This window comes from Staphylococcus sp. HMSC056G08 (assembly GCF_001812305.1).
Classification (GTDB): Bacteria; Bacillota; Bacilli; order Staphylococcales; family Staphylococcaceae; genus Staphylococcus; species Staphylococcus simulans.
In genome coordinates, this window is record NZ_KV808497.1 from 15,918 (window position 1) to 35,026 (window position 19,109).

At 33.9% G+C, this 19,109-nt stretch carries 21 protein-coding genes and 1 pseudogene; 11 read left to right on the top strand and 11 right to left on the bottom strand.

All coding sequences use genetic code 11. The features are described 5' to 3' along the window. Positions 1-279: 279 nt before the first annotated feature. Positions 280-2,205 (bottom strand): ABC-F family ATP-binding cassette domain-containing protein, encoded by a 1,926-nt coding sequence (locus HMPREF2846_RS08710; RefSeq protein WP_070626458.1) that lies wholly within the window; start codon positions 2,203-2,205, stop codon positions 280-282. Between the two features lie 564 nt (positions 2,206-2,769). Here HMPREF2846_RS08710 and HMPREF2846_RS08715 point away from each other — a divergent pair. Continuing rightward, positions 2,770-3,411, top strand: coding sequence for a redox-sensing transcriptional repressor Rex (locus HMPREF2846_RS08715; protein WP_002481727.1), 642 nt, complete (start codon positions 2,770-2,772; stop codon positions 3,409-3,411). A 50-nt stretch (positions 3,412-3,461) separates the two neighbouring features. On the opposite strand, the gene HMPREF2846_RS08720 is transcribed toward HMPREF2846_RS08715, so the two are convergent. Together HMPREF2846_RS08720 and HMPREF2846_RS08725 are read right to left on the bottom strand one after the other, a co-directional pair. Further along, positions 3,462-3,686 carry a sulfurtransferase TusA family protein gene (locus tag HMPREF2846_RS08720; RefSeq protein ID WP_002481726.1) on the bottom strand — a complete coding sequence of 75 codons (225 nt, stop codon included), beginning with the start codon at positions 3,684-3,686 and terminating at the stop codon, positions 3,462-3,464. 55 nt (positions 3,687-3,741) lie between these two features. Then, positions 3,742-4,830: pseudogene (locus tag HMPREF2846_RS08725) on the bottom strand (YeeE/YedE family protein). Positions 4,831-5,065: 235 nt separating this feature from the next. On the opposite strand from HMPREF2846_RS08725, the gene HMPREF2846_RS08730 reads away from it, so the two are divergent. Further along, on the top strand, positions 5,066-6,550 hold the full coding sequence (locus HMPREF2846_RS08730; protein ID WP_070626459.1) for a GH32 C-terminal domain-containing protein: 1,485 nt from the start codon (positions 5,066-5,068) through the stop codon (positions 6,548-6,550). A gap of 74 nt (positions 6,551-6,624) precedes the next feature. Here HMPREF2846_RS08730 and agrA read toward each other — a convergent pair whose 3' ends face one another. Genes agrA through HMPREF2846_RS08750 form a run of 4 tightly spaced genes read right to left on the bottom strand, consistent with a single transcriptional unit; the run spans position 6,625 to position 9,400 of the window. Next, positions 6,625-7,341 carry a quorum-sensing response regulator AgrA gene (gene agrA / locus HMPREF2846_RS08735; protein ID WP_002481723.1) on the bottom strand — a complete coding sequence of 239 codons (717 nt, stop codon included), beginning with the start codon at positions 7,339-7,341 and terminating at the stop codon, positions 6,625-6,627. Between the two features lie 2 nt (positions 7,342-7,343). Further along, the gene (gene agrC / locus HMPREF2846_RS08740) at positions 7,344-8,645 is read right to left on the bottom strand and encodes a quorum-sensing sensor histidine kinase AgrC (protein WP_070463420.1); all 1,302 of its coding nucleotides are present in this window, start codon (positions 8,643-8,645) and stop codon (positions 7,344-7,346) included. 39 nt (positions 8,646-8,684) lie between these two features. After that, a complete protein-coding gene (gene agrD / locus HMPREF2846_RS08745; protein ID WP_023015908.1) occupies positions 8,685-8,822 on the bottom strand; it encodes a cyclic lactone autoinducer peptide AgrD in 138 nt (45 codons plus the stop codon). Next, on the bottom strand, positions 8,822-9,400 hold the full coding sequence (locus tag HMPREF2846_RS08750) for an accessory gene regulator AgrB (protein WP_002481720.1): 579 nt from the start codon (positions 9,398-9,400) through the stop codon (positions 8,822-8,824). The genes agrD and HMPREF2846_RS08750 overlap by 1 nt, the downstream gene beginning before the upstream one ends. 311 nt (positions 9,401-9,711) lie before the next feature. Between HMPREF2846_RS08750 and HMPREF2846_RS14430 the strand changes: the two genes are divergently transcribed. Continuing rightward, the gene (locus HMPREF2846_RS14430; protein ID WP_158257062.1) at positions 9,712-9,876 is read left to right on the top strand and encodes a delta-lysin family phenol-soluble modulin; all 165 of its coding nucleotides are present in this window, start codon (positions 9,712-9,714) and stop codon (positions 9,874-9,876) included. 304 nt (positions 9,877-10,180) lie between these two features. On the opposite strand, the gene HMPREF2846_RS08755 is transcribed toward HMPREF2846_RS14430, so the two are convergent. Next, on the bottom strand, positions 10,181-10,981 hold the full coding sequence (locus HMPREF2846_RS08755; protein WP_070626460.1) for a carbon-nitrogen family hydrolase: 801 nt from the start codon (positions 10,979-10,981) through the stop codon (positions 10,181-10,183). Between the two features lie 220 nt (positions 10,982-11,201). Here HMPREF2846_RS08755 and HMPREF2846_RS08760 point away from each other — a divergent pair, with 220 nt between their 5' ends. Next, on the top strand, positions 11,202-12,665 hold the full coding sequence (locus HMPREF2846_RS08760; RefSeq protein WP_070626461.1) for an SdrH family protein: 1,464 nt from the start codon (positions 11,202-11,204) through the stop codon (positions 12,663-12,665). Positions 12,666-12,753: 88 nt separating this feature from the next. Here the strand turns inward: HMPREF2846_RS08760 and mroQ are convergent, their stop codons facing one another. After that, on the bottom strand, positions 12,754-13,497 hold the full coding sequence (mroQ, locus tag HMPREF2846_RS08765) for an intramembrane glutamic endopeptidase MroQ (RefSeq protein ID WP_070626462.1): 744 nt from the start codon (positions 13,495-13,497) through the stop codon (positions 12,754-12,756). Positions 13,498-13,713: 216 nt separating this feature from the next. Between mroQ and groES the strand changes: the two genes are divergently transcribed. Both groES and groL read left to right on the top strand, forming a co-directional pair. Then, complete coding sequence (gene groES / locus HMPREF2846_RS08770) at positions 13,714-13,998, top strand: co-chaperone GroES (protein ID WP_002481716.1); 285 nt, start codon at positions 13,714-13,716, stop codon at positions 13,996-13,998. Positions 13,999-14,036: 38 nt separating this feature from the next. Continuing rightward, entirely contained in the window at positions 14,037-15,656 is a 1,620-nt protein-coding gene (groL, locus tag HMPREF2846_RS08775) for a chaperonin GroEL (RefSeq protein ID WP_002481715.1), read from the top strand. 63 nt (positions 15,657-15,719) lie between these two features. Here groL and HMPREF2846_RS08780 read toward each other — a convergent pair whose 3' ends face one another. Then, positions 15,720-16,895, bottom strand: coding sequence for a tyrosine-type recombinase/integrase (locus HMPREF2846_RS08780; RefSeq protein WP_070626463.1), 1,176 nt, complete (start codon positions 16,893-16,895; stop codon positions 15,720-15,722). A 32-nt stretch (positions 16,896-16,927) separates the two neighbouring features. Next, positions 16,928-17,650, bottom strand: a complete 723-nt coding sequence (locus tag HMPREF2846_RS08785) for a helix-turn-helix domain-containing protein (RefSeq protein ID WP_070626464.1) — start codon at positions 17,648-17,650, stop codon at positions 16,928-16,930. A 149-nt stretch (positions 17,651-17,799) separates the two neighbouring features. Between HMPREF2846_RS08785 and HMPREF2846_RS08790 the strand changes: the two genes are divergently transcribed. The 5 genes from HMPREF2846_RS08790 to HMPREF2846_RS08805 are packed head-to-tail and all read left to right on the top strand — an operon-like array spanning position 17,800 to position 19,100. Further along, positions 17,800-18,015, top strand: a complete 216-nt coding sequence (locus HMPREF2846_RS08790; RefSeq protein ID WP_070626465.1) for a helix-turn-helix transcriptional regulator — start codon at positions 17,800-17,802, stop codon at positions 18,013-18,015. Positions 18,016-18,034: 19 nt separating this feature from the next. Continuing rightward, positions 18,035-18,340, top strand: coding sequence for a helix-turn-helix domain-containing protein (locus tag HMPREF2846_RS08795; RefSeq protein ID WP_070626466.1), 306 nt, complete (start codon positions 18,035-18,037; stop codon positions 18,338-18,340). A gap of 19 nt (positions 18,341-18,359) precedes the next feature. Continuing rightward, a complete protein-coding gene (locus HMPREF2846_RS14930) occupies positions 18,360-18,545 on the top strand; it encodes a pathogenicity island protein (RefSeq protein ID WP_371099756.1) in 186 nt (61 codons plus the stop codon). Positions 18,546-18,547: 2 nt separating this feature from the next. Next, a complete protein-coding gene (gene tscA, locus HMPREF2846_RS08800; RefSeq protein WP_070626467.1) occupies positions 18,548-18,757 on the top strand; it encodes a type II toxin-antitoxin system antitoxin TscA in 210 nt (69 codons plus the stop codon). A 1-nt stretch (position 18,758) separates the two neighbouring features. Next, entirely contained in the window at positions 18,759-19,100 is a 342-nt protein-coding gene (locus tag HMPREF2846_RS08805) for a hypothetical protein (protein WP_070626468.1), read from the top strand. The last annotated feature ends 9 nt before the right edge of the window (positions 19,101-19,109 follow it).

The following is a 19,109-nucleotide window of genomic DNA, read 5'->3' on the forward strand; positions in this document are numbered from 1 at the left end:
CAATTTTGATTGAGTTGTTGTTTTGTCAATAGCGAACATGCGTACTTATCAACAATAAGTGAATAACTTGTGGATAAGTGTGGGTAAATAGGTGAATAACTGTGGAAAGTGATGTGAATAGCCTTTAAAATGGTGTCTTTTTACCTGTGGATAAAGTGGATAACTCTGCGGATAGTTGATGTTAAGGGATTTTTAATGTTGATAATTTTGTTAAGGAATTGTAATAAAAGAGGACTAAAAATGAAGTGTTCATTTCTAGTCCTCGGTAACCTTTATGGTTTATGTTATTTTTTCTTGTAATTCTTCCCACGTTTCCATAACTTGTTCGAGTTGGTGTTCGATAGTGTCTTTTTCTTCAGCTAACTGTGCAGCTTTTTCTGGATCATTAAATACTTCTGGTTGTGTTAATTGATGATCGATGGTTTCGATTTGTTGTTCGAACTTTTCAATTTCTGCTTCACAGTTTTCAATTTGGCGTTCTAGCTGACGTAGTTCTCTACGCTGTGCTTTTTGATTTTCGTATGAATTCGTATTTTCTTCAGTCGAGATTTGTGCTGCTTGTTGTGCTTCATTTTTTGCGGCAATCGCGGCTTTCTCTTCAGTTTTATCTAAATAATATTGATAATTGCCTGCGTAAACAGTACCGCCATCTGGTTGCATATCGAAAACTTTATTTGCCAGTTGATTAATAAAGTAACGGTCATGTGAAACGAAGATTAAAGTACCTTCAAAATCTTGAAGTGCTTGTTCTAACATTTCTTTAGAATCGATATCTAAGTGGTTGGTAGGCTCGTCAAGAATTAAGACATTATTACGTTCTAACATCAATAATGCCAATTGTAAGCGGGCTTTTTCACCACCTGATAAATCATTGATGATTTTTTTAACATCATCTTGAACAAATAAGAAACGACCTAATACTGCACGTACATCTTTTTCTGGCATGGTAGGGTATTGGTCCCATACATAGTCTAAAATGGTTTTATTAGATTTGAATTCTGCTTGTTTTTGATCGTAGTAACCGACACGTAAATTTGCGCCATGAATAATTTCGCCGCCTAATTTAGGAATACGGTCGGCTACAGTTTTAATGAATGTTGATTTTCCGATACCGTTCGGTCCAATGACTGCTAAATGATTTCCTTTAGTGATTTCCATTGTGATAGGTGCAATCACAGGCTCTGCATAACCGATTTCTAAGTTTCTAATATGGTATACGTCATTACCTGTATTACGATCAAAATCGAATTGGATATTAGCGCTGCGAGCATCTAACATCGGTTTATCGATACGTTCAATTTTTTCTAAAACTTTTCGACGACTTTTAGCCATACCGCTTGTTGATGCACGTGTGATATTTTTTTCGACAAATGTTTCTAGTCGTTTAATTTCAGCTTGTTGACGTTCGTATTCTTGCATACGTTTTTGATAGTATTGATCACGTTGTGTGATAAATTTACTATAGTTGCCGACATAGTGTTGAACTGCACCGAGTGCGACATCGTAGATTTGGTTGACCGTTTTATCTAAGAAGAACCGGTCGTGACTGATAATAACGATAGCACCTTTAAAGTAATTCAAATAATCTTCGAGCCATTGTGTTGTTTCCATATCTAAATGGTTGGTCGGCTCATCAAGTAATAATAAATCAGGTTCACTCAATAACATTTGTGCGAGTGACAAACGTGTTTTTTGACCACCGCTGAAATCATTTACTGAACGATTGAAATCTTCTTCGTTAAAATCTAATCCGTGTAAGACTGTTTTAATCTTGCTTTCAAATTGATACCCCTCTAAGCGTTCAAATTGGTTAGACAAAGTTTCATATCTTGCCATATGGTCTTTGAAAGTCTCAGATTCATATTCATCAGCATGATTGGCTAACCAATTAGTTTCCGCCTGCATCTCTTGTTCCATTTGTTTAAGATACGCAAAAGGTTTAGACATCTCTTCCCATACGGTATGGTCAGTATCTAAGGTCATTTGTTGTGTTAAATAACCGACTTTTAAATTTTTGATTTTCGAGACATTGCCGCTATCATAACCATCCACACCAGCAATGATTTTCATTAATGTTGATTTGCCAGCGCCATTTCTGCCGACAATGCCTATTTTTTCATGACTCTTTACTTCAAAGTGGACATCACTAAAGATTTCTTCCCCGTCGAAGGATTTTGAGACATTGTTTAGTTGTAGTAATATCATTCAAATTTATACGAGATTTGTCTATAAATATCTCGTAGTCCTCCTTCCTAAAAAGCGTCGCTTAGTTACTATTATAAGCGCAATTGACATGAATTCCTAACATATCACGCGAAATTAAAAGATTGAATATTTTATCAGAAATTTGTGTCAATACACATTTAATACAGACCATTAATTATGATTTGTTTTAAAAAAATGTGTTCAAAACAAAATTCTAATCGTATAATAGTTAGTACATTGCTGTCATTTACAAATGCAATTATGGATGTTTTAGTGTAATAAAGAGCGTATTCACTAAAATGTTGATAATACAGTCATTCCAATTTCTGAAATCATACGGTATACTTAAATAATAAAAAATGATTCCAGAAACAAGCTGAGTATTGTTGTACAGCATTATTAACTATGATAATACTATAATCTGCTAATAGTCGATAAAATGACTACTTTTCACAACTCCATGGCTAAATTAACATAACTTCATACGATTAAAAGTATAGTTTTATTATGGTTGAACTGAATAAAGTTTGGGATAGTAGTTAGAAAGATTTGGAGGAAAATAAATTGGCTAATCAAAACAATAAAATTCCTCGCGCGACTTTGAAACGATTACCCTTATATTACCGATTCGTGAATACCCTTCAAGAAAAAGGGATAGATAGAGTGAATTCTAAAACAATCAGTGAAGCATTGGATATTGATTCAGCTACCATCAGAAGAGATTTCTCATACTTTGGTGAGCTGGGTAAAAAAGGTTATGGTTACAATGTGGAGAGTTTATTAGAATTCTTTAAAGGCGAAATCAGCGAAAGTGATGTAATTCGTATTGGTTTAGTCGGCGTAGGGAACTTAGGGAAAGCATTGCTTTCATATAACTTCTCAATCCACGATGATATGGTGATTACAGAAGCGTTTGATATTGACGCGGATGTAGTCGGTACGCAAATTGGAAAAGTTGTAGTTAAAGACATGGATGCCATTCATGATATTTTGAAAAAAGGCAATTTAGATGTAGTGATTATCACAACACCTGGAAGAGCAGCACAAGAAGTTGCTGATCAACTTGTCGCTAGTAACGTAAAAGGTATTTTAAACTTTACACCTTCACGTATCGATGTACCTGATAATGTATCAGTACATCATATTGATTTAGGGGTAGAATTACAGTCTTTACTCTTCTTTATGAATAATATGAATCGTAAATAAAGAAAAAGAGTTTGCTTGAATTTTCATTCAATGCAAACTCCTTTTTTAGTTTAGGCTTTTTGAACTGTAATTGTCCAAGAAGCGTCTCCTAATTGTTCGTAATTTGTTACAGGGTAAGATTTTTCAGCTGCCCAGTTTGGGATAGCTTCTGTCGCTTGTGTGCAGTCAAAGTCGATTTTCAATTCGTCTCCGACTTCTAATTCTTCCATTTTCTTCTGTGCTTCGATAAGAGGGAAAGGACAAACCATTCCGACTGTTCCTAGTTCGTATACCATAGATTCATTCTCCTTTGTTTAAAACTTTTTATTCGTTATGGCTATTTTAACTTAATTATGATTGTGTTGCAGGTCTTGAAGCAGTTGTTTTAGCAGGTGCTTTACGTAATGCTTTCATTGGTTTAATAAAGATAAAGTAACTCATTAACCAAGTACCTAAAATCATTGATGCAAGAGCAATCCAACCTTGCCAAGATAATGCTGCTGTTGCAACTAAGCCGTTACCAATTGAGCAACCGCCGGCAACTGAAGCGCCGAATCCCATTAATGCACCGCCGATAACACTATTTCTTAAAGTCTTTTTATCTGGTAATCTCCAAGCAAATTCACGTGAACCTTTAGCTGCAATATAAGATCCGATGAAAATACCTAAGACTAAGAATACGCCCCAGTCTAAGAATGATGTTTTACCTGTGATGATAAATTGTACTAAATTTGAAGAAGGTGTAGTGATACCTAAACCACCTTCACGGCCTGCTGAATAACTCATTGGCCAAGCAAGTAACGCAATTAATCCAACAACAATTGCTGCTACGAATGGGTGGAATTTCTTTTCAAAGAAGAAGTGACGTACACCTGTGAATTTTTGTTTTAATTTAGGGACTGCAATTTTCGGTTTAGGTTTACGTACTGTTTTAACCACAAAGAACACTGTAATTGCTGTAATGACAATGACCCAAACTCAAGCAGGAATACCTGTACTTGTTGACATATCTGCATTAACATTAGTTTTTGAATTAAGACCTTCCATCACTGGTTTTAACAATCCTGCTTTAGTAATAGCTGAGAATACTGCATAAGCAACTAAAGCTAACCAGCTGCCGATAAGACCTTCACCAGCACGGTAGTAAGTACCAGTGGCACAACCGCCAGCTAATACAATTCCAACACCGAAAACAAATGATCCAACAATTGTTCCGATAATTGGGAATGTTCCGTTATCTAAAGGTTTGCCAATTATCGCTGTGAAAGCTAATAAGCCAATTGCTTGAACAGAAATTGCAATGAGTAAAGCGTAAAACATTTTATTATTTTTTTGAACATACATATCTCTAAATCCGCCGGCTAAACAAAATCGTGTCCGCTGCATTACAAATCCTAGTAAACTCCCCACAATTAGACCGCTGATAATCATCCAAATCATTTAATCCCTCTTTTCCGATAATGTTGATAAGGTTTATCCTAATATACAATTGACCAAATTGCAAGGGTATAATTTTACCCTAAATTATTAATTGATTAAGCACAAGTATTATCTTATAAAATTGATATAAATGTCATAGATAGAAATCCGTATGAAAAAGAGGATAGGTGGGAGTATATAAATATGCTAAAATAAAAGAAATGATGATAAACGTTTAATTAGGAGGACATGGTTGATGCAAGATTGGATAAATGAAGTAGAAACGCAACGAATAGAACAACTACCAGCTGAAAGAATTGCTGAACTCAAAGACAAGTTCGCTTCTTCAACGTATAAACAAACATTCCATTTACAGCCGCCATTTGGTTCAGCGGGTAAACCGAATGGTCTATTATTTGATGGCAAGCATTATTTAATAAGTCATGTATGGTATCCATTTACGATTAATAATGGATTAAGCTATAGTTACGCATATCAAACTCCTGATTTAATACAAAATCCTACAGAACAGATTATGTTAAAACCAGACGGATTATTTGATGATGAGGGGATTAAAGGCGGCAGTGCGATAGAGATCAATCAGCAGACACATTTTATATACTCAGCAAAAAGTAAAGATGCTGTTATTGAAGCACCTTTCACGCAACTGCATGCAGTGAAAAATCATACAGGTGAAATCGAAAAATATGAACAACCTATCAATTTTGAAGTGCCTGAAGGCTATATTCAAAATGTACAAGACCCAAAAGTGTTTGAAAAAGATGGAACACGTTTTGCATTGTTAAGTGCACAAACAGAAAAAGGACAAGGAAGATTATTAGCTTATCATGCTGACGATCTCAACCAATGGCAATTGATTGCACCCGTCCATACAAACCTTTCTCACTTTGGTGATTTTTGGCATGCATCTGATTATTTCACTATGAACGGTTATGACATTTTAACTTTTACAGCTGAAAATACGGAACACGCATTTAAAGCAGGTTACTTAATGGGGCATTTACATTTCCATAACTTTAAGATGAATCATGGCGATTTCAAATTGTGGGATGACGGCTTTGGTTTTGTCTTCCCTCAAACGTTCGAAGATGCTGAAGGTTCGCGTGTCTTAATTGGTTTATTAAAAACAGAAGGCGAATATGAACATTTGCCTGAAATTGCACAAGTTCCTTGTCTTTCTATTCCAAGACAACTTACTATGCACAACGGAAAGATATATCAAACACCACACTCCAGCTTAAAACAATTAAGATATAACGAAGAAACAGCATTAGGTTATGCCAATAAATTTGCGAAACAGCTCCACCCTTATGAAGGCGACAACTTTGAACTGCAGATTGAAATTTTGGAAAATGATGCGACTGAAATCTATTTTGAAGTAAAAGTCTCAAAATGGAATTCGACAAAAGTGACGTATAACACACATTCACGTTTAGTGACATTAGATTGCAGTGAAAGTGGGGAAGTACCGCTTGCAAATGTTGAAACGAAATGTTCAGTACAATTGAGTCGAGATTTAGAGCATTTACAAATTTTTGTAGACCAGTCTAGTATTGAAGTTTTCTGTAATCATGGTGAGCGTGTTATGTCTTCACGCATTTTCCCTCCAGAGAATAGTAAAGGAATACGTGTAGGTACAGAATCAGGTCAAGCATATTTAAAATTCACGAAATATGATTTGCATGGTATATATGAAGTAGAAGATAACTCGGAGCAATAAATTATAAGTGGAAATATAAAAAGAATAAGTAGAAAAGAAGGGCTGAAATCAATTGCGATTTCAGCCCTGTTTGATTAGATTTTCTTTAAATTTCTTACTGAGATATAACAGTGTTCACCATTTTTAAAGTAGACCTCACGTTCTTTAGATATTACTTCTTCGATGTTATTGCGATTAATGACGTAACTATTGTGACAACGGAAGAAGCGGTCATCTAATTGGCTTAAATCTTTTAAGTTGCCATAAAATTCGATTTGACGATTGTCTAAATGCGCAATTAAGCGATGTGATTTTGCCGAGGATTCAAAGAACATGACATCATCGTAATTAACATAGACTGAGTTACTACCACGTTTTAACTCAATTGTTTCGAGACTAGATTCTTTTGAAAGCAACTGTAGTCTCGTCAATGCAGTTTCGATACAATCAATAATTCGAGATTTCATTTCTGAAGGGTCATCTTTAAAAATAAAGTCCATGGCTGCTACTTTATAAACGAAAGTAAGATAAGTGAGTTCACTGTGGCTAGTAATAAAGATAATACTGCCGACAGAATCATAGTTTCTAAGTTCGCTGCCAAGCTTAATACCGTTAATATCAGAATCTAACTGAATATCTAAGAAGTAACAACAAATCTCATTTGTAGCTTTAGCGAATTCTAATACCTCATAAGGATCACCCGTTGAGAGCGCCACTTCTAAAGGTTTTTCTTCAATCATAATATAATTTTCAATGATGGATTCAATGTGTTCACGCTGTTGTACATCATCTTCGCATATAATAATCTTCACGTTTATTTCACATCCTCGTGCTCTGTATTCATGATTTCAAGTTTTTGTATAAAGTAATGGTTTTCAATCACAGTATCTAATAAGACATTATCCGTTTGATCAATAATTTCTCTTAAAGTTGATAGCCCTAAACCTCGATTTGGACCTTTAGTAGAGAAGTTCTCTTTAAATAGTTCATGAACTTTAGGGATATCTTTAGCACACTTATTCATCACAATAATCATCACGGCATCCTTATTTTTCATAAAGCCGATTTGAATTAAAGGATCATCGATTTCAGTGGAAGCTTCAATTGCATTATCCAAAATAATCCCCATTACTCTCGATAAGTCAATCATGTCTAATGAAATATGATGTATCTCATCAGGTACTTCAACACTTACTCTGATATTATTTTCTTGTGCTTGAATAATTTTAGTCGTCAACAAACCTTTTAACTCTCGAATTTGTAAACGTTCAAGTCCATTGATTTTAAAAGAATTCGTCTGCATATTATCTTTAAGTGGAACAATATGTTCCTCAAAATAAGCTCTTAAACCAGGCATATCGTCATCACGAATAAACTCAGACATGGAAAGTAATATATTCACATAATCATGTCTGAACTTGCGCATGTCGTTATTAATCTTTTCAATACGTAAGGTGTATTTATAATAATTCTCTATTTCTTCAACTTGTCTCTTATACTTCATTTCTCGTAATACCGTGAAGCTGATTACTAACACTAAAACAACTACGGCAAGAATGAATGAAATGTATAATATGACCATCAACTGTAAGTTTTTAAAAGTACTAATATTTTTTGGCATAAATGTAAACAAGGAAATGAAGATACTAGCTAAAAAAATAGAGACAACTGACAAATAAAGCTTATTGGTTGATAAATAAGACTTCTTTAATTTTTGTATTATAAAACGGACCAAGTAAGCTAATATAAGTGATGTAACAGTAAATAAAAATAAGTATACTGCATAAACAATAATAATATTAGTTTTTTCTTGATCAAGTATTAAGAATGAAGAGATGGCAGAAAGGTTCCCTAAATAAATAATGAGAACACTTCCTACCATTGTTAAAATAGAATATAATTTTGTTTTTCGATAAAGATATATAGTGTCAATAAGAATGATAATGAACAACGTAAATCTGTTTAAAACAATATAAATTAGACCGCTAATAATAGTAATAAAGCCAATTGTCATCTTTTCTTTTGGTGTATATTTAAAGTTTAGTATGACTTTAGAGATAATAAATAACATTAATCCTTGATAGGACGATATTAAAATGCCGCTTAATAATTCCATGTTTAAACACACTCTCTATAACGATGAAATTTGAAGTTCTTATTTGTCTTCTTCTAATAATTCTTTCGGTACAGTTGGTTCATCTAAAAACCCTAGGCATGGGTTATACTTAGCTAAGTTTCCAATTTTCTCAAAGATAAAAGCGAATAATTTAAAGATACCATTTAATAAGTCCATTACAATACATCCTTTCTGTTTTTAGGGAAAAATATTGGCAATTGTGAACCGCCTTGTAATGTGATACCTAGCAAAATCATTTGTTGGTAAGCATTAGGAACAAGGAATGAAATTGCAAACATTAATGTTGCAAGAATGATTGCCGTGATTTTCTTTTTCTTAATCAGTCGTGTGGGAATTGGTTGCTTAACTGTAGCAGCAGGTGCATAAATACAAAGTAAAATGACTGCGATTGCTGCAAGAGTAATCATAATGTTGATTGGTACATGATACGTTGCTAAGAGCCATGGCAACATTACGAATAAAACAATACTTTCTATATAGCATGCAAGTGTTGATTTGGCATGCGCACCGTGTGCAAAGTGTCGGATAATAAAATAGCTTAAATGAACAGTTAGTGTGTATAAGAAAACATGGAATAGAAGAGCAAGTCCATAAACGACAATCGTTTTGAAAAGGTTATTGAAAAAGACTTCTAGGCCAAGCTTTATTTTTAAATAAGCGATACGGTCTAGATTGTTTCTTTTTTGAAGGGCTTGAGCCCAACGATCAACCTGCCTATAAAAAGCCTTTTGCATAGCCTCACTCTCCTCACTGACATTATACAACTAAAAAGGATATTTTATTGATTCATTGCCTAACTGTTCGTTTTTTATTCCAAACTGTAGAAAATCTACTATTATCGTCATTTTAACATATATTTATAGACAGTTATGATTGAAATATCATAAGTTAGGGATTATTTAACATTAAATTTAGAAATGATGTTTTAATGAAGATGTATCACAGAGATGTGATAAGAATTCAGGTAACACATTACATAAACATATCGTGTTTGAAGTCAATGTGGTTACCTTACTTCATCTTAATATTTCAAAGAAATTGGTTTATGGCATCGTTAATATTCTTCGTAGGTCTAACATGCCTTAGACTAACTGATCATCCTATATTGAAAAGAAAGGGGGCAATACACATGGCAGGCGATATCGTAGGCACTATCGGTGAATTCGTGAAATTAATCATCGAAACAGTTCAAAAATTCACTCAAAAATAATTCCTTATTTATTGTCCTTTGAGTATAAGCACTAAATTGTTTAATCCTTATAGCAGGAATTGGTGTTTGTCCTTGCATTGATTCCTGCATCTCTCATATATGTATATCGGAAATGAAGCGTTCGGTATGCATATCATTGTAGTTAAATTATCGTTAGTAACATTAAATTTATCAAATATCGGTAAATTCACTAAATTTTTTTCATAATTAATAACATCCCCAAAAATAGATAGAAAAATAACTGTAAACATTCCCTTAATAATAAGTAAAACCCATGAGTTCCTCCCAAACTCATGGGTTATTTTTATTGATCATATTTATAAAGATGAGGACGTCTATTATCAAAGACAGGAATATTTTGTCGTTGCTGTTTAACTTCATCAAGATTAATATCTACAGTTAAGACTTCTTCTTCAGTTCCTGCTTCGGCTAAGATTTCTCCATTCGGATTAATCACAAGAGAATGACCCGCGTATTCTGTGCCACCATCTTTTTCAAAACCGCAAGTATTACAAGCGATAACGAAGATATCATTTTCAATCGCTCGGCTTTGGAGCAAAGTACGCCAATGACTTAAACGTGCCATTGGCCATTCAGCTACATAGAATAAAATATCTGCACCTTCAATAGAAGGGTGTCGTGCAATTTCAGGGAATCGTAAGTCATAGCAAATGATTTGTGACGCACGCACTTGTTCATTGAGGTTAAAGACATAAGGAACAGTTTCACCGCCAGTTAAGTATAAATGCTCATCTAACATAGGAACGAGATGTACTTTATCATATTGATAAATCAATTCGCCTTGTGCGTTAACTGTGAATGCAGTATTAAAAGTATTGCCTTTTTTCTTATTAGAAACTGATCCAGCAACAATTGTAACGTTATAAGCACGGCTTAGCTTTTGAATGAATGATAGACTCTCTTTTAAATCATCATCTGATAAAGTAGATAATTGTTCTAGTGCGTAACTGTTATTCCACATTTCAGGTAAAACAGCGACGTCTGTATCAGATTCAAGGTGTTTTGAAAATAGTGATTCAATCTTTTCTTGGTTGGCCTTCGCGTTCCCATGCGCAAGATTGAATTGAAATAGTTGAACTTTCATTGATAATCCTCTCCATTCTTTTATTAATATTACTGTACTAAAGTACGTTATGAATTTCCAATATTGATAATAATCTGATATTTAAGTGCTTTATTTGGATTATTACAAATTATTAAGTATATTAACACTTCTTTTCATTCTAATATACATATAGAATTTAAAGATAAGTTCTTATATACTTAAGTTGATTGCTATATTTGATAAAAGGAGGTGCGTTAAAATGAAAAAGAAAGTATACAAAAAATTAACATTGACCATCGCTGCAACTGGGCTGCTATTACCAAGTACAGTAACACATGCCGCAGAACAAGCACAAAATAATCAACAAGTACCTGTTTCAAAACAAACAGAAACAACTAAAACACAATCAGATGGTTTAAATAATCAAAGCGCGCCTGAAGAAGAAACGTTAACTCAAAGTCCGAGTGACACTTCAAATGAAAGTACTTCATCTAGTGTTCAGCCAAACCAACAGAGTGATACTACAACACAAAAAGAAGACCAAACAACAACACAATCAAATAATACATCGACAAATGAGGAGACAAATACAACACAAGAAGACACTTCACAAGATACGACAAAACCTCAACCAAACGATCAACCTGGAGGCAGTTCAACAGGTGCAGAAAGTTCAGACAACCCAAATGACAGCAGTAATAATACTGAAACCCAACCCGAACCTACAAATCCAGAAGAACCAAATCCAGAGGAACCAAAACCTGAAGAAACAAATCCAGAAGAAAAACCATCTTCAGGCGATAATACAGAAAAACCTGAAGATAATAGTGAAAATGATAAAGGACAAGGTGGCGGTACGATTCCACAAAGAGGAGAGGGCGGTTCACATCCAGTTGAACCATCACCTGAAAAACCTGTGCCAGACGAACCAACACCAGAGGAGCCTGAACCAGGAGAACCATCAATGCCAGATGGACCCACTACACCAGAGACACCGGAACAAGGCCCATCAGACAATAATTTACCAAGCAACAATAAATCTGGACAAAATTCATATCAACCGAATCAACAAGTCACGCCAACTTCAAGCTATCATCCATCAGCTGACTATATACCGAACAGTTCTAATTTCGCTTCGGCAACACCTTCTTTAAATGGAGGCTTAAATGAACAGCAAGCTCCGGATGAAGTAATGCCTTTTTCGAATTTAGGTTTAATTGGTGACCGTTATGGCCATTTGATTACAGGGTCATTTAGATATAATCCATTCATCGTTCATCAAGTAGGTATGATTAGTGATGATACGCAGTCAACTGAAGATGATGTTCATGCAGTGTTGCAACCGCAAAATTTTAGTAATAATAGTAATTTAAATAATTTACAGCAAAGTACGGGCTACTTCAAATATCAGTATTTCAGTCCTATGAGAGCGCAACAATATTATGCAAATCTAGACTTGCAAATTTTAGGATTAGTAACAAGTGACTTAGGCTCAATGCCAGATTTAAAAGAAGTAAAACGAGATAAGCATGCTGAAGCTAAACAGACAACCAAACCTTCAGAAGATACAAAACAAAATGCAGATAAAGCGAAAAAGAAACAAGAAGAAAAAACAACTGATAATCAGAAATACCCACGCTTACTCAACACTTTGTTAATTGTATTCGGGGTTGCATTTATCTGGTGTATTGTATTAATGATTATGAAACGAAAGAAGCAATAATATAGTATTTAGATTAGTAACTATATTAATAGAACCTAATTCAAAAAAATCACGCAACAAGTTCGAGAGTAACCTGTTGCGTGATTTTTTAATATCCAATCATATGAAAAATAAATGATACAGATTCTTGCATTTTTTTAAGATCGTCTGCGAATAATAATTGAATGACGACCACGTAACTATTCATGAAGATATGAATTAAAATGGGTACGGCAATACGCTTGGTGTAAATATAAAAACCAGCTAAAATAAAGCCCATACCAAAATAAATTAAAATAAAGTTTGGGTCGTTATGTGCCATAGCGAATAATGCTGAGCTGACTGTGCCGGCAATGATAAAACGTATGACTTTATTACCTCTAAGAATATTGAAAATCTCACCGAAGATAACCTTTCTGAATACGAATTCTTCTAAGAAAGGTCCAGCAATTGCCACGAGTACAATAAAAATAGGTGCTTCTTGAATAATTTTCATAATGCCGGTTGTATTCGGGCTTGGCTGATCGATTTTAAATACAAAATGATTTAATAGAGAAGCAATAATTTGATATAACAGTACGACAATGAGCCCTACAATGGCCCAAAGAATGACATAACGTTTTTGGACTTTCGGTTGTAATTCTAAACGTGTTTTGTTTTTGATTTTATAATTCATCCACAAAATGACCAATGCTGCTAAAATCATTAAAATGACTTGTGTGTATGATGTCGTAAGCATAAGTTGTTTGCCTTTAAAATGATCAAACAAACCAGCACGATACAACATCTGTGGACCGAACAATGCAAGTCCATAAACGATCAAGGTTAGGATTGAAAACCATAGTCGTGACATAATGTAACTCCTCCATACTATCTAGTTGCTATATTCATTTTAAACTAAAAGTTTGTGCGAGGAAAATAAAATTCTAATTGCTTGATGTATTGACCAATTTTGATTAATATAGAAAGTGGATTAGCACTCAGGATATGAGAGTGCTAAACAAAACTTGATATGTAAATAAATCAAATATGAAATAAACAATTGCAACAGATTAGAGGAGGAACGACCATGCTTAAACCATTAGGGAATCGCGTGATAATTCAAAGAGTTGAAAGTGAACAAACAACTAAGAGCGGAATCGTATTAACTGATAAAGCGAAAGAAAAATCTAATGAAGGTAAAGTTATCGCAGTCGGACCAGGCAGAACTTTAGATAATGGTACTGTTATTACGCCTGAAGTTAAAGAAGGCGACACTGTGGTATTTGAACAATATGCCGGAAGTGAAGTACAAGTCGGTGAAGACAAATACCTTGTTATCAGTGAAGAAGAAATTCTAGCTATCGTACAATAATACATCAATCATAACAAATAACAGGAGGCTATAAACATATGGCTAAAGAAATAAAATTTTCTGAAGATGCACGTCAATCAATGCTTCGCGGTGTAGATCAACTTGCGAATGCAGTCAAAGTAACAATCGGACCTAAAGGTCGTAACGTGGTGCTAGACAAAGAATTTACTGCACCTTTAATTACAAATGACGGGGTAACGATTGCGAAAGAAATTGAACTTGAAGATCCATATGAAAATATGGGTGCAAAATTAGTGCAAGAAGTTGCGAATAAAACAAATGAAATTGCTGGTGACGGTACAACAACAGCTACAGTACTTGCACAAGCAATGATTCAAGAAGGATTAAAAAACGTAACAAGCGGTGCGAACCCTGTTGGTTTACGTAAAGGTATTGATTTAGCAGTAGGCGAAGCGGTACAAGCTTTGCATGATCAATCTCAAAAAGTTGAAAATAAAAATGAAATTGCACAAGTTGGTGCTATTTCAGCAGCCGATGAAGAAATCGGCCGATACATTTCAGAAGCAATGGATAAAGTTGGTAATGACGGTGTTATCAGTATTGAAGAATCAAACGGATTCAACACAGAATTAGACGTAGTTGAAGGTATGCAATTTGATAGAGGTTACCAATCTCCATATATGGTAACTGACTCTGAAAAAATGGAAGCTGTATTAGAACGTCCATATATCTTAGTGACTGATAAAAAAATCAGCTCATTCCAAGATATTCTTCCATTATTAGAACAAATTGTTCAATCTAATCGCCCAATTTTAATCATTGCTGACGAAGTAGAAGGCGATGCTTTAACAAACATCGTATTAAACCGTATGCGTGGAACATTTACTGCAGTCGCAGTTAAAGCACCAGGTTTCGGTGATCGTCGTAAATCAATGTTAGAAGACATTTCAATTTTAACAGGTGCACAGTTCATCACTGATGACTTAGGTTATGACTTGAAAGATGCATCTATTGATATGTTAGGTACAGCAAATAAAGTGGAAGTTACTAAAGACAATACAACAATTGTTAACGGTGACGGAGATAAAAATTCTATCGATGCACGTGTATCACAAATCAAATCACAAATTGAAGAAACTAACTCAGATTTCGACCGTGAAAAATTACAAGAACGTTTAGCTAAATTAACTGGCGGCGTAGCAGTAATTAAAGTCGGTGCTGCAAGTGAAACAGAATTAAAAGAACGTAAATTACGTATCGAAGACGCATTGAACTCTACACGTGCAGCAGTAGAAGAAGGTATTGTTGCTGGTGGCGGTACTGCATTAGTGAATGTATACAAACGTGTCAGCGAAATTGAAGCTGAAGGTGATGTTGAAACAGGTATTAATATCGTCTTAAAAGCATTAGAAGCACCTGTACGTCAAATTGCTGAAAATGCTGGTTTAGAAGGTTCAATTATCGTTGAAAAATTAAAACATGCAGATCCAGGTGTTGGTTACAACGCAGCTACTGGTGAATGGGTGAATATGTTAGATGCAGGTATCGTAGACCCTACAAAAGTAACACGTTCAGCATTACAAAATGCTGCAAGTGTAGCAGCAATGTTCTTAACAACAGAAGCTGTAGTAGCTAAAATTCCTGAAGAAAATAATGATGCAGGCAACCCAGGAATGGGCATGCCAGGCATGATGTAAAAACATTGCTAACACTTGATGTGACGGCATTTTATTCTTCGTAATGACAAAATAATGACATAATTATTCGAATAATTTATTTGAGGTGCTTTCCATGAAGTTGCTGAACTTTGTGGAAGCATCTTTTTTATATGATTTTGTAATCTTGGCATAAATGTTCATTGTTGTGTTGATGTCTGCATGTCCCAAGCGTTCTTGTATCTCTTTAATGTGTACACCTGCCTCAATCAATAAGGCACAATGGGTATGTCTGAATGAGTGAGATGTAATATTTTTCTTTATGTTTAGTTGTGACATAATCGCTTGTATCCATAAGGCAATACGTTTAAAACTGAGCGGATAGCCGTTATTGTCTGTAAACACAAAGTTATTATCTTTATAGAGTTCATCTTTCCACTTGTCTTGTACGTTAACTTTATAATCTTTCAACATCTCCATAATTATTGGATCTAATGTAATAGTACGTATAGAAGATTGAGTTTTAGGCGTGAGTATTTGGTATTTACGCTTATTATTGTTGGGATTGTAATAGGTTTTAGTTATACGTATTGTATTTTCTTCAAAATCCACATCAGACCACTTCAAAGCTAACATTTCGCCCACACGGCAACCTGAATACGCCATAGTAGAAAACAACTCAAAACTGCCTTGTGGTTTATGGTTGTGTTTAGCCGTATATAAAAATTGTTCCAATTCCTCTTTTTCAAGAAACTTTTCGAATATATCATTGTTCTCAATTTCCTCAACCGTCTTCGGTTTCTTTTTCCTGCTTATGCCTTCGTTCGGTAACTTCTGAATCAAATTCATATTCAAAGCATACTTAAAAACCAAATTACATGTGGTTAAGATACTATCTATATAATTCTTACTGTATTTCTCACTAATCTCATTAACTACTTGCTGGTATTCATAGCGTGTAATAGCTTGTATAGGGCGATGTCCGATAAGATTAACCACAACATTCAAACCACGCTCTCTTGCTCTCACGCTGCTTACTTTAACGCCTAGAGCATAGTGTTTTATCCATTCTTGAGCGACTGCTTCAAATGTCATTGTAGAAGGCGCAATGTAACTGCCATCTCTTAATTGGCGTTCTATCATTTCTGCCTCATTACGTGCGTCGCTTTTACGTTTAAAGTCCGTTTTAGATATATATTCATATTTGTCTGTAACAGGATTCTTACCGGTGCTAATACGGTAACGCCATGTTTTATTACTGAGTTGATCGTAACTAGCCATTGTGGTCACCTACTTAATATTTTAAATATATATTATTTGTTAATAATGACCATTGAGTCATCATATTCAACTTTGATATTATTTGTTTCATTTATATAATTTAAAAGTTTTTTTATTTCATCTTCGCCTTCGATATTAGTGAAGATTGTAGTACCAAGAAATATATTACGCGGTATAGAAACATGAAAAAAATCATCATTAACTTTAAATTGTTTTTTTACTTTATCAATATTTTCTTTTTCATACATCATGATTTTCTTGGCAAAATAATGCGAAAAAATAACAGGTAAATATTTATTTTCGTTAAATAATTCTTTTAATATTTTATAAAACTCACTATAATGAAGTTTTATTTCTATCGACCAATATGGTTTTTCTTCAAAGTTTAATTGTAAGTCATAAGGAATGTATCCTTTTCTAATAATGTTATCCTCATATATTGTAGATTCTAAAGCGTTATATTTTTTATTAGAAAGACGCTCTCTCTTATGTGCTAAAGAGTTATTCATATTGTAGTGAATTTTCGTTTTATTATGTAAAACTATTTCTAGTTTATCAAAAGTTTTTTCAAAAAGATCTCCTATTTCAACATTTAATGCACCGATAATTTTTTCTAAGGTCTCAAATTGAATCCCTCTACTCTTACCATTTATCAGTAAACTCAATGAGTTTCTAGATATTCCAGTTTTTTTATTTAGGTCGCTAATTTTCATGTTTTTATTTTCCATTATTTCTTTTAGTTTGAATTTAATCATTGTTTTCTCACCTCTTCACTTAAATAATAACATATATATATGGTGTTTTAAATGTAAAACGAAATAAAAGGTTGACAAAATTGCAATAACCATTATATATTATATATGTGTCTGAAAATAACACATATATATGTTGTATGGAGGTAAAAATGATGACTTTAGCATATCCAATTTTATACATCACAAGAAGAGAACACAGTCATACTCAAAAATACGTGGCACAGCAGTTAAGTATTTCGCCACAACGTTATCAATTAAAAGAGAGTGGTAAGGCAAGTTTTACATTACCGGAAGCACGGATTTTAAGTGGATTATATAACAAATCCATTGATGAGTTATTTAGTAAAGAAATTAAAGTACGTTAAATTAAAGGAGGCTTAAACCATGTTCAATATTAATATTGACGAACAAGAAGCTAGGGACATGCTTCAAAAAGCAATTGATGAACGTGTGGACGAATTAGCAAGACAAAAATATTTCATGACCTATAAAGAATTATCGGAATATCTGAATTTAAGTAAACCGACGATTGAGGATCTACTTATTAAAAATGGGCTCAGATACTTCATGATAGGAAATACGTATCGTTTCAAAAAGTCAGACGTTGACGAATTTATGGATCATATCACATCCCAAATGGATAATCGCAACAATGATTTAAAAAATTTGAAATTGAAAGCAGGTAAGTAACATGAAGCAATAAGTTGTAATTACAAAGACTTTACTTAATTGGCGAAATGTAAAGATTTCAGACGGACAGTTATTACTCAACATAGCACCAGATGTATTTAAAAAGCATTTCCTAGAAGTCAGTAAAGATATTTGCATTGCGTGCATGGAGTTAGATATTAGCAGAATTTTAGAACTTAAAAATAAGAAAAAGGTAGGTAATTAGGAATGAACGAACAACAAACACAAGTGCTTGATGAGATTTACAATACATTGATTGCAGTAAGTGACGATGTAGCAACCGAGTACAAACATAAGATTAAAGATGGCGTGAATGAATGGTATGAAACTGTGAGCCGTGAGAAACATTTAGAATCAATTATTCAGTGGGCGGTACAGCAGATTGAAAATAATTTTGGAATTGTGGAGGAAAATTAAAATGGATAAAAAATTTAAAACAGTAAATATTAATGATTTGAAAGTAGATTACAGCTATCGTTCTTCAGATAATCCTAATGCTGATGGTATTATTGAAAATTTTGAAAGACTTGCAATTGGATATATCACAGTTAGCGCGAGAGAAGATGGACTATATATTATTGATGGTATTCGTCGAGTTGAAGCGCTTAAACATCTAGATTATGTAGAATGTCCTGCGGAAGTATTACATGGATTAACTGTTGAAGATGAAGCACGTATTTTTGTTAATATGAATAAGTTTCACGATGAATACGACGAAGAATATGAAGTATATCCAAATATCGAAGTGGAGGACATTTAAATGAATTGG

Excerpts from the sequence above, each read along its gene's own strand:
- HMPREF2846_RS08710 (WP_070626458.1), bottom strand. The coding sequence starts at position 2,205 with ATGATATTACTACAACTAAACAATGTCTCAAAATCCTTCGACGGGGAA.
- HMPREF2846_RS08720 (WP_002481726.1), bottom strand. The coding sequence starts at position 3,686 with ATGGTATACGAACTAGGAACAGTCGGAATGGTTTGTCCTTTCCCTCTT.
- HMPREF2846_RS08730 (WP_070626459.1), top strand. The coding sequence starts at position 5,066 with ATGCAAGATTGGATAAATGAAGTAGAAACGCAACGAATAGAACAACTA.
- agrC (WP_070463420.1), bottom strand. The coding sequence starts at position 8,645 with ATGGAATTATTAAGCGGCATTTTAATATCGTCCTATCAAGGATTAATG.
- agrD (WP_023015908.1), bottom strand. The coding sequence starts at position 8,822 with ATGGACTTATTAAATGGTATCTTTAAATTATTCGCTTTTATCTTTGAG.
- HMPREF2846_RS08750 (WP_002481720.1), bottom strand. The coding sequence starts at position 9,400 with ATGCAAAAGGCTTTTTATAGGCAGGTTGATCGTTGGGCTCAAGCCCTT.
- HMPREF2846_RS14430 (WP_158257062.1), top strand. The coding sequence starts at position 9,712 with ATGGCATCGTTAATATTCTTCGTAGGTCTAACATGCCTTAGACTAACT.
- HMPREF2846_RS08755 (WP_070626460.1), bottom strand. The coding sequence starts at position 10,981 with ATGAAAGTTCAACTATTTCAATTCAATCTTGCGCATGGGAACGCGAAG.
- HMPREF2846_RS08760 (WP_070626461.1), top strand. The coding sequence starts at position 11,202 with ATGAAAAAGAAAGTATACAAAAAATTAACATTGACCATCGCTGCAACT.
- mroQ (WP_070626462.1), bottom strand. The coding sequence starts at position 13,497 with ATGTCACGACTATGGTTTTCAATCCTAACCTTGATCGTTTATGGACTT.
- groES (WP_002481716.1), top strand. The coding sequence starts at position 13,714 with ATGCTTAAACCATTAGGGAATCGCGTGATAATTCAAAGAGTTGAAAGT.
- groL (WP_002481715.1), top strand. The coding sequence starts at position 14,037 with ATGGCTAAAGAAATAAAATTTTCTGAAGATGCACGTCAATCAATGCTT.
- HMPREF2846_RS08780 (WP_070626463.1), bottom strand. The coding sequence starts at position 16,895 with ATGGCTAGTTACGATCAACTCAGTAATAAAACATGGCGTTACCGTATT.
- HMPREF2846_RS08785 (WP_070626464.1), bottom strand. The coding sequence starts at position 17,650 with ATGATTAAATTCAAACTAAAAGAAATAATGGAAAATAAAAACATGAAA.
- HMPREF2846_RS08790 (WP_070626465.1), top strand. The coding sequence starts at position 17,800 with ATGATGACTTTAGCATATCCAATTTTATACATCACAAGAAGAGAACAC.
- HMPREF2846_RS08795 (WP_070626466.1), top strand. The coding sequence starts at position 18,035 with ATGTTCAATATTAATATTGACGAACAAGAAGCTAGGGACATGCTTCAA.
- tscA (WP_070626467.1), top strand. The coding sequence starts at position 18,548 with ATGAACGAACAACAAACACAAGTGCTTGATGAGATTTACAATACATTG.
- HMPREF2846_RS08805 (WP_070626468.1), top strand. The coding sequence starts at position 18,759 with ATGGATAAAAAATTTAAAACAGTAAATATTAATGATTTGAAAGTAGAT.